Origin of the sequence: Amycolatopsis thailandensis (assembly GCF_042723255.1) — a bacterium.
GTDB lineage: Bacteria > Actinomycetota > Actinomycetes > Mycobacteriales > Pseudonocardiaceae > Amycolatopsis > Amycolatopsis thailandensis.
On the sequence record NZ_JBHXJK010000224.1, the window covers coordinates 1 to 8,957 of the forward strand.

8 protein-coding genes are annotated in these 8,957 nt (G+C 71.3%); 7 read left to right on the top strand and 1 reads right to left on the bottom strand.

The features are described from left to right. Positions 1-190: 190 nt before the first annotated feature. From ACFWMR_RS41350 to ACFWMR_RS41360, 3 genes are all read left to right on the top strand, one after another. On the top strand, positions 191-952 hold the full coding sequence (locus tag ACFWMR_RS41350) for an isocitrate lyase/PEP mutase family protein (RefSeq protein WP_378382342.1): 762 nt from the start codon (positions 191-193) through the stop codon (positions 950-952). Between the two features lie 10 nt (positions 953-962). After that, on the top strand, positions 963-1,982 hold the full coding sequence (locus ACFWMR_RS41355) for an aminotransferase class V-fold PLP-dependent enzyme (RefSeq protein WP_378382343.1): 1,020 nt from the start codon (positions 963-965) through the stop codon (positions 1,980-1,982). An 88-nt stretch (positions 1,983-2,070) separates the two neighbouring features. Then, positions 2,071-2,691, top strand: a complete 621-nt coding sequence (locus tag ACFWMR_RS41360; RefSeq protein ID WP_378382345.1) for a hypothetical protein — start codon at positions 2,071-2,073, stop codon at positions 2,689-2,691. Positions 2,692-2,779: 88 nt separating this feature from the next. Here the strand turns inward: ACFWMR_RS41360 and ACFWMR_RS41365 are convergent, their stop codons facing one another. After that, the gene (locus tag ACFWMR_RS41365) at positions 2,780-3,718 is read right to left on the bottom strand and encodes a ferritin-like domain-containing protein (protein WP_378382346.1); all 939 of its coding nucleotides are present in this window, start codon (positions 3,716-3,718) and stop codon (positions 2,780-2,782) included. 135 nt (positions 3,719-3,853) lie between these two features. Here ACFWMR_RS41365 and rimP point away from each other — a divergent pair, with 135 nt between their 5' ends. The 4 genes from rimP to infB all read left to right on the top strand — a co-directional run bounded on the left by rimP (position 3,854) and on the right by infB (position 8,916). Next, on the top strand, positions 3,854-4,393 hold the full coding sequence (gene rimP / locus ACFWMR_RS41370) for a ribosome maturation factor RimP (RefSeq protein WP_093935692.1): 540 nt from the start codon (positions 3,854-3,856) through the stop codon (positions 4,391-4,393). Further along, complete coding sequence (gene nusA, locus ACFWMR_RS41375) at positions 4,390-5,430, top strand: transcription termination factor NusA (protein WP_093935691.1); 1,041 nt, start codon at positions 4,390-4,392, stop codon at positions 5,428-5,430. Before rimP ends, nusA begins: the two co-directional genes overlap by 4 nt. A 23-nt stretch (positions 5,431-5,453) precedes the next feature. Then, the gene (locus tag ACFWMR_RS41380; RefSeq protein ID WP_093935690.1) at positions 5,454-5,756 is read left to right on the top strand and encodes a YlxR family protein; all 303 of its coding nucleotides are present in this window, start codon (positions 5,454-5,456) and stop codon (positions 5,754-5,756) included. A gap of 145 nt (positions 5,757-5,901) precedes the next feature. Continuing rightward, positions 5,902-8,916: a translation initiation factor IF-2 gene (gene infB, locus ACFWMR_RS41385; protein ID WP_378382348.1), complete on the top strand. Its 3,015-nt coding sequence runs from the start codon at positions 5,902-5,904 to the stop codon at positions 8,914-8,916. The last annotated feature ends 41 nt before the right edge of the window (positions 8,917-8,957 follow it).

Sequence of the window (8,957 nt, forward strand, 5' to 3'; positions counted from 1 at the left end):
GCCGTGTGCCGTCCGTGTGATCACCCGTGTCGTCCGTCCGGGCACGTGTGTCGTCCGTCTGATCACACGTGCCGTCCCTCCAAGCACGCGAGTTCCGCCTTCAAGCACGCGAGTCCCGTGCCCGAGCACGCGAGTTCCGCCGAGTGACACTTCGGCCGCCACCGAAGCGTCCGCTGGCTACCGTCGTGCCATGACCGCATTCGCCGCACTGCACGTCCCCGGTTCCCCGCTGCTCCTGCCGAACGTCTGGGAGTTCGGCTCGGCCGCCTTTCTGGCGGCGCAAGGTTTCCCGGCGCTCGGCACGACCAGCCTCGGGGTCTCGGCCGTCGAGGGCGAGCCGGACGGCGCCCCGTCCTCGAAGGACGCCACCGTCCGGCTGGCCCGGCGGCTCACCGGGCTGGACGCGCTGATCAGCGTCGACCTCGCCGACGGGTTCAGCGACGATCCGGGCGAGGTCAGCGCGCTGGCGGCGGAGCTCGCCGAGGCCGGGGTCGCGGGCATCAACCTCGAAGACGTGCTCGGCGATCCCGGCCGGCACGCGGCCAAGATCGCGGCGGCGAAGGAACAGGCTCCCGGCCTCTTCGTCAACGCGCGAACGGACACGCATTGGCTGGGGGACCCCCGCATCGAGACCGCGATCGAGCGCTCTCTGTCCTATGTGGACGCCGGGGCCGACGGCGTGTTCGTGCCGGGGCTCGCCGATCCCTCGGACGTCGAGCGGCTGGTCAAGGCGGTCGAGGTGCCGGTGAACCTGCTGTTCCTTCCCGGCAAGGTCACCGTCGCCGGTTTGGCCGGGCTCGGTGTCGCGCGCGTCAGCCTCGGCTCGCTGCCGTACCGGATGGCGCTGGCCGCCACTCTCCGCACCGTCGAGGCCGTCCGCGACGGCGGCGAGCTCCCGTTGACCCCGCCGTCCTACGCCGACGTCGCGGCCTTGCTCCCGGAATCTCATTAGCCTCGGGAGCATGCAGACCTTCGGAGCCGAATTCGCCGTCCCGCCCGGATATCTGAACACGCCCAGCATCGGCATCCCGCCGTCGCACGTGGCCGACGCGGTGGCGGAGGCGGTCGAGCGGTGGCGGCGCGGCGAGGCCCGTCCGACGGACTTCGACGAGCCCGTCGCGCGGACGCGGGCGGGGTTCGGCGCGCTGATCGGGGTCCCGGCGGAGCGGGTCGCGATCGGGGCGTCCGTCTCGCAGCTGATCGCGAACGTGGCGGCCGGGCTGCCCGACGGCGCGAGCGTGCTGGTCGCCGGGAACGACTTCACCAGCGTCACCTTCCCGTTCGCGGCCCAGTCGCACCGCGGGGTGAAGGTCACCGAAGTCCCGCTCGCCGAGCTTTCCGAACGCGTCGACGGACACGACCTCGTCGCGGTCAGCGTCGTCCAGTCGGCCGATGGCGCCCAGGTCGACCTCGACAGGCTCCGGGGCGCGGCCGAGGCGGCGGGCGCGACGGTCCTGCTCGACGCCACCCAGGCCGCCGGCTGGCAGCCGCTCGACGTCGGCTGGGCCGACTGGGTGGTCGCCGCCGGGTACAAATGGCTGCTCGCCCCGCGCGGGGCGGCGTGGCTGGCCGCGCATCCGCGAGTGCTGGAGCGGGCGGTACCGGTCGCGGCAAACTGGTACGCCGGGGAAGACCGCTGGCAGACCGTCTACGGCCTCCCGCTGCGGCTCGCGGAGGGCGCCCGCTCGCTCGACCTGTCCCCGGCCTGGCTCGCGTACGTCGGCGCCGCCGCCTCGCTGGACTATCTCGGGTCCTTGGACCTCGACGCCGTCCGCGCGCACTGCGTGGGTCTCGCCGACTCGCTCCTCGAAGCGCTCGGATCACCCGTTCAGGGGAGTGCGATCGTTTCGCTCGACGCCGACGCCGCCAAAGTGCGGGAAGCGGGCATCGTGGCCGGTACCCGGGCCGGAAAGCAGCGTTTCGGGTTCCACCTCTACAACACCGCTGACGACGTCGAACGGGTGATAAGCACGTTCAGGTGAACCGCCGGACCGGCGTGAACTACCGTATGTTCCCGTGGTTGGTGCGCAATTTACTCCGGGACCGACGGAAACGGCCCGGCTTCAGCCGGTGCGACCGGCAGGGCCGGCGGGGCCGCCGCCTGCGCCGAAGCCGTCGAGGGACACCAAGGCCCTGGCGCTGAAAGGCGCCGGTCTGGTCGCCATCGCGGTCGTCTCCGCGCTGCTGTGGTGGGTGATCCGACACGAGCCGGAGCCGACCCCGGTCGCGGACACGCCGTCGAAGACCGGGCAGTTCCAGTACACGCTCGCCGAGGGGCCGCAGGTCACCACCGACTGCGTGAGCAAGGCCTACGGCCAGACCAAGGATTTCTTCACCCAGACGCCGTGCACGCGGCTGTCGCGGGCGCTGTACACGACGGAGTCCGGCGGGAAGAAGGCGCTGGTTTCGGTCGTCCTGGTGACCATGCCGGGCGAGGTCACCGCGACCCAGCTCAAGGCGCTCACCGACAAGGACGGCACGGGCAACGTCTCCGACCTGGTGCGCGACGGCACCTTCAAGGCACAGGGCGCGCCGAAGATCTCCGGGCAGGACGCGGCCTACGACTCCCACGTCACCGGGCCCGAGGTGGCCATCGTGCTGGCCGGTTTCTACGACAAGCAGAAGGACAAGCCGCTGCTGGAGCGGATCGCGACCGACGCCTTGCGGCTTTCGGGCGACCTGCGCCGCTGAGTCACCCGCTCCCCTCCACGGATGTCATGAAAGGGTCTTTCAGGACGAAAAACGTCTTGAAAGACCCTTTCATGACATCCGAAAGACCTCAGACCGACTGACCCGGCATCGCGACGGCCACCGGCTTCGCGCCGAACTCCGCCCGCCAAGCCGTCCCTCGCCGCGCCGACCCGACCAGCGCGTTCAGCGCCGTCGTCCGCAAAGCCGCGTCGTCGGTCCGGTCGATCACGCCGAGCCAGGCCGCGGCCACGTCCGACTCGGCCGTCGCCACCAGCTCCATCGCCGAGTTCGCGTCGGTCACCGGCTTCGGCGGCACGTACGCCGCCTCCGGTCCGGCCGGCGGCTGCCCCGCCGCGGAAAGCATCCGTTCGCAGACGTTCCGCCGTTTGACGTGCTCGGCCGTACCCCGCGACACCGCGCCGCCGAAGGCCGCGGGCAGGTACGCGCTGACCAGTCCGTACACCCAGATCGCCGCGTGTTCGGCACCCAGCGCCTGCTGGACGGCGTCCGCCGTCTCCCCGCCGAGCTGGACCCCGGCCGGCACGTCGACGGCTCCCGCGTCGTCGCCGCGGCCGAGTTTCTCCGAACTCTGCTGCAACGCCGCGCAGCCCGCCGCGATCGAGGCGACCATCCCGGCGCGGTAGCGGGGCAGCGAGGGCACGAGGCCCTCGGCCTGTTTGCGGGCCACGGCGAGCCGTTCCTTGAGCCCGTCCAGCGACGACGGTGGCGGGGTCGCCGCCGGACCCGGCTGCTCAGGCTTCGGCCGGTTGAGCCGGTCCACCTCGGTTTTGAGTGCCGCCGCGTGCGCGGCCCGCGCTGTCGCGACAGCCTCACCCTCGGCGCCAAGCGCCTTCGCGCCGGCCGCGTCGGTCTCCGCCGCGCGCAGCAGCGGACCCAGCGGGTCAGGGCTTTCGTCGAACCCGGGGGAGCAGGCGGCCGCCAGCGGCACGGCCACCGCGGCCAGCGCTCCCATCCACAGGAAAGTGCGACGGCTCGGCAAGGTGGGCTCTGTCGATCTTCCGGTCACGCCGCCCCATCCTGCCAGTACCCCGTGCGGGGCCGCCGCTCGCGCGTCACGCGGGGGTCACCAGATAAGCTGGCCCACTACCGAACCCGGATCCACGCCGCCGGGTCGCCCACAGCCGAACAGGAGCGCTCCACCGTGCCCAACGACCTCGCCAGCAGGCTGGAGCCCATCGTGGCCGAAGCCGTCAAGGCCGCGGGTTTCGACCTCGATTCCTTCGAGGTCCAGCAGGCAGGCCGCCGTCAGCTGGTCAAGGTCGTCGTCGACGGGGACGACGGAGTCGGGCTGGACGAGGTGGCGGGCGTCAGCCGGGCCGTCTCGGCCGCGCTCGACGAGAACGAGCACGTGATCGCCAGCGCGTACACGCTCGAAGTCACCTCGCCGGGCCTCGACCGGCCGCTGACCCTGCCGCGGCATTGGCGCCGCGCGAAGTTCCGCCTCGTCAAGGTCACCCCGGCCGAGGGCGCCGCGTTCATCGGCCGGGTCGGGCACGCGGGGGAGAAGTCCGCGCGCGTGCTCGTCGACGGCGAGATCCGGGACGTCGGTTACGCCTCGGTGGCCAAAGCGGTCATCGAGATCGAGTTCAAGCAACCACCTGCCGAGGACCTGAAACTGTTGGAAACCGATGCGTCGGCCCTGAACGCCGCCACCACGGAGCCGAAGGAGGAGCCGAAGTGAACGTCGACATCGCAGCGCTGCGCGCGATCGAACGGGACAAGGACATCCCCTTCGAGACGGTGATCGAAGCGATCGAAACTGCGTTGCTCACCGCGTACAAGCACACCGAGGGCCACCAGCCGCACGCCAGGATCGACATCGATCACAAGAGCGGGCTGGTGCGCGTCCTCGCGCACACCCTGACCCCGGACGGCCAGACCGACGAGGAATGGGACGACACCCCCGAGGGCTTCGGGCGGATCGCCGCGACCACCGCGCGGCAGGTCATCCTGCAGCGCCTGCGCGACGCCGAGCACGAGAAGACCTTCGGCGAGTTCTCCGCCAAGGAGGGCGAGATCGTCGCGGGCGTGGTCCAGCGCGACGCCCGCGCCAACGCCCGCGGCATGGTCGTCATCCAGGTCGGCGACATCGAAGGCGTGCTGCCCTCGGTCGAACAGGTGCCCGGCGAGTCGTACGAACACGGCAGCCGCATCAAGGCCTTCGTCGTGACCGTCGCGCGCGGCAACCGCGGCCCGCAGATCACGCTGTCGCGTTCGCACCCGAACCTGGTGCGCAAGCTGTTCGCCCTCGAGGTCCCCGAAATCGCCGACGGCACGGTCGAGATCGCCGCCGTCGCGCGCGAGCCCGGACACCGGACCAAGATCGCGGTCCGCTCCACGGTGCCCGGCGTCAACGCCAAGGGCGCGTGCATCGGCCCGGTCGGCGCGCGGGTGCGGAACGTGATGAGCGAACTCGCGGGCGAGAAGATCGACATCATCGACTTCTCGGAAGACCCGGCGAAGTTCGTCGGGAATGCGCTGTCGCCCGCGAAGGTTGTGTCGGTGAAGGTCGTCGACGAGCGGGCCAAGACCGCTCGCGTCGTCGTCCCGGACTTCCAGCTTTCGCTCGCGATCGGCAAGGAAGGGCAGAACGCCCGCCTCGCCGCCCGGCTCACCGGCTGGCGGATCGACATCCGCAGCGACGCCGCTCCTGAGCAGGGTGACGAAGCACACGCCGGGCAGGCGCGGCCCGCCGCGGCAACCGGTTCGGCTGAGTGAAGGTCGAAGCGCTAGACTTACGAGTGGTTCAGCGTCCGCCGCCGGGAACCGACCCCCTGCAAGACCGGGTAGCCCCGGTCCGCACCTGTGTCGGTTGCCGTCGGCGGGCCTTGATCGGCGAGTTGCTGCGAGTGGTCGCGGCGGACGGCCGGCTGATCGTCGACGAACGTCGGCGGTTGCCGGGCCGGGGTGCCTGGTTGCACCCCGTGCCGGACTGTCTTGCCAAGGCCGAGCGGCGCAGGGCGTTTCCCCGAGCACTTCGTGTTCCGGGGTCGCTCGACGCCCAGGGTGTCCACGAACGCCTGGAGCGGCTCGCCGAGGAATGAAGGGCGCCGGGACATCCCCGGTGCCGGATGGAATCAGGAAGCAGGTCGACCCGTCATGAGTCAGCCGTGAAGCTGAATCAATGAACGCGCGACAATAGGACGAGGTCTGCGGGTCTGCCGCCGGCCTCCCCAGATGAGGAGAGCTGTGCCAGGCAAGGCCCGAGTACATGAGCTCGCGAAAGAGCTCGGCATCACCAGCAAGGAAGTTCTCGCCAAGTTGAAGGAACAGGGCGAGTTCGTGAAGTCCGCGTCGTCCACCGTCGAGGCGCCGGTCGCCCGCCGTCTCCGTGACGCGTATCCGTCCAAGGACGGCAAGAGCAAGAAGCCGATCCCGAACCCGGGCCCGCCGGCGCGTCCCGCGCCGCCCGCGAAGCCCGCCGCCCCGGCTCCGGCCGCGAAGCCGGCTCAGCCCGCGCCCGTGGCGAAGACCGAGGCTCCGGCCGCCCCCGCGGCGTCCACCCCGGCCCCGTCGGCTCCGGCTCCGGCCCAGTCGTCCCGGCCGACCCCGGGCGCCCGCCCGGGTCCGCGCCCCGGCCCCCGGCCGCCGGCGCCCAAGGAAGAGGTCGCTCCGGCGGCGAAGGCCGCTCCGGCCGAGCCGAAGCAGGAGACCCCGGCAGCACCGGCCACCCCGCCGGCGTCCCAGGCGCCGTCGCAGGGTTCGGTCGTGCCGCCGAAGCCGCAGGGCCCCAAGCCCGGCGGTCCGAAGCCCGGCCCGCGCACCCCGCGCGTCGGCAACAACCCGTTCGGTGTGGGTTCCGGTGCCCCGGCGCCGCGTCCCTCGGGACCGCGTCCCGGCGGCGGGAACCAGCAGGGCGGCGACAACCGTCCGCCGCGTCCCGGTGGCGGCCAGGGCGGCGACCGTCCGGCCCCGCGTCCCGGTGGCGGCGCTCCTGGCGGTAACCGCCCGAGCCCGGGCAACATGCCCCCGCGCCCGAACCCCGGCATGATGCCGGGCCGCCCGGCCCGTCCGGCCGGCGGTCCCGGTGGCGGCCGTGGTGGACCCGGTGGCGGAGCCCGTGGTGGACCCGGTGGCGGCGCTCGCGGCGGTCCCGGTGGCGGCGGCGGAGGTTTCCGCGGCGGTCCCGGTGGCGGCGGTGGCGGTTTCCGTCCCGGTGGTGGCGGTGGCGGCGGTTTCCGTCCCGGTGGCGGTGGCCCCGGTGGCGGTGGCGGTGCCCCGGCCGGTGGCGGCGGCTTCCGCGGGGGCGGCGGCCGTGGTGGCCCCGGTGGCCGTGGCGGTACCGCGGGTGCCTTCGGGCGTCCCGGTGGCCCTTCGCGCAAGGGACGCAAGTCCAAGCGCCAGAAGCGCCAGGAGTACATGGACAACATGCAGGCGCCCAGCGTCGGCGGCGTCCGCCTGCCCAAGGGCCAGGGCGAGACGATCCGTCTGCCGCGTGGTGCCTCGCTGACCGACTTCGCCGAGAAGATCGACGCCAACCCGGCTTCGCTGGTGCAGGTGCTCTTCCACCTCGGTGAGATGGTCACGGCGACGCAGTCGGTGTCCGACGACATCCTGGAACTGCTCGGCGGCGAAATGAACTACAACGTTCAGGTCGTCAGTCCCGAGGAAGAGGACCGGGAGCTGCTCGAGACCTTCGACATCACCTACGGCGAAGACGCGGGTGAGGAAGAAGACCTGCAGGTCCGTCCGCCGGTCGTGACCATCATGGGTCACGTCGACCACGGTAAGACCCGCCTGCTCGACACGATCCGCAAGACGAAGGTGCGCGAAGGTGAAGCCGGTGGCATCACCCAGCACATCGGCGCCTACCAGATCGAGACCGAGCTCGAAGGCAACCCGCGTCTGATCACCTTCATCGACACCCCGGGTCACGAGGCGTTCACCGCCATGCGTGCTCGTGGTGCCAACTCGACCGACATCGCGGTGATCGTGGTGGCGGCCGACGACGGTGTGATGCCGCAGACGGTCGAGGCGATCAACCACGCGCAGGCCGCCAAGGCGCCGATCGTGGTCGCGATCAACAAGATCGACAAGGAAGGCGCGAACCCGGACAAGATCCGGCAGCAGCTGACCGAGTACGGCCTGGTCGCCGAGGAGTACGGCGGCGACACGATGTTCGTCGAGATCTCCGCGCGGCAGAACATCAACATCGACGGCCTGCTCGAGGCGATCCTGCTGACCGCCGACGCCGCGCTGGACCTCCGGGCCAACCCGGACATGGAGGCCCAGGGTGTCGCGATCGAGGCCCACCTCGACCGCGGCCGCGGTCCGGTGGCCACGGTGCTGGTCCAGCGAGGCACGCTGCGCGTCGGTGACTCGGTCGTGGCGGGTGACGCCTACGGCCGCGTCCGCCGGATGGTCGACGAGCACAACGTCGACGTCACCGAGGCGTACCCGTCGCGTCCCGTCCAGGTCATCGGGTTCACCTCGGTGCCGGGCGCGGGCGACACCTTCCTGGTGGTCGACGAGGACCGCGTCGCCCGGCAGATCGCCGAGCGGCGTTCCGCCCGGACGCGCAACGCCCTCAACGCGTCGCGCCGCAAGCGGGTCAGCCTCGAGGACCTCGACTCCGCCTTGAAGGAGACGAACAGCCTCAACCTGATCATCAAGGGTGACAACTCCGGTACCGTCGAGGCGCTCGAAGCCTCGCTGGTGCAGCTCGAGGTCGGCGACGACGTCGAACTCAACGTCGTCCACCGCGGTGTCGGTGGCGTCACCGAGTCCGACATCGACCTGGCGACCGCGTCCGACGCGATCGTCCTGGGCTTCAACGTCCGTGCGCAGGGCAAGGCGACCGAGCGGGCCACCCGCGAAGGCGTCGACGTCCGGTACTACACGGTCATCTACCAGGCGATCGAGGAGATCGAGCAGGCTCTGAAGGGCATGCTCAAGCCGGAGTACGAAGAGGTCGAGCTCGGCAAGGCGGAGATCCGCGACGTCTTCAAGTCGTCGAAGATCGGCACCATCGCCGGTTGTCTCGTCATCTCGGGCGAGATCCGCCGCAACGCGCGGGCCCGTCTGCTCCGCGACGCGACCGTCATCGCCGAGAACCTGCCGATCAGCTCGCTGCGGCGGTTCAAGGACGACGTGGTCGAGGTTCGCGACGGGTACGAGTGTGGTCTGACGCTGGGGTCGTACAGCGACCTCAAGGTCGGCGACGTCATCGAGACGTACGAGCAGCGCGAAAAGCCGCGTGCGTAAGTGAAACGGCGGCGCTCCCCCGCATCTGGGCGGGGGAGCGC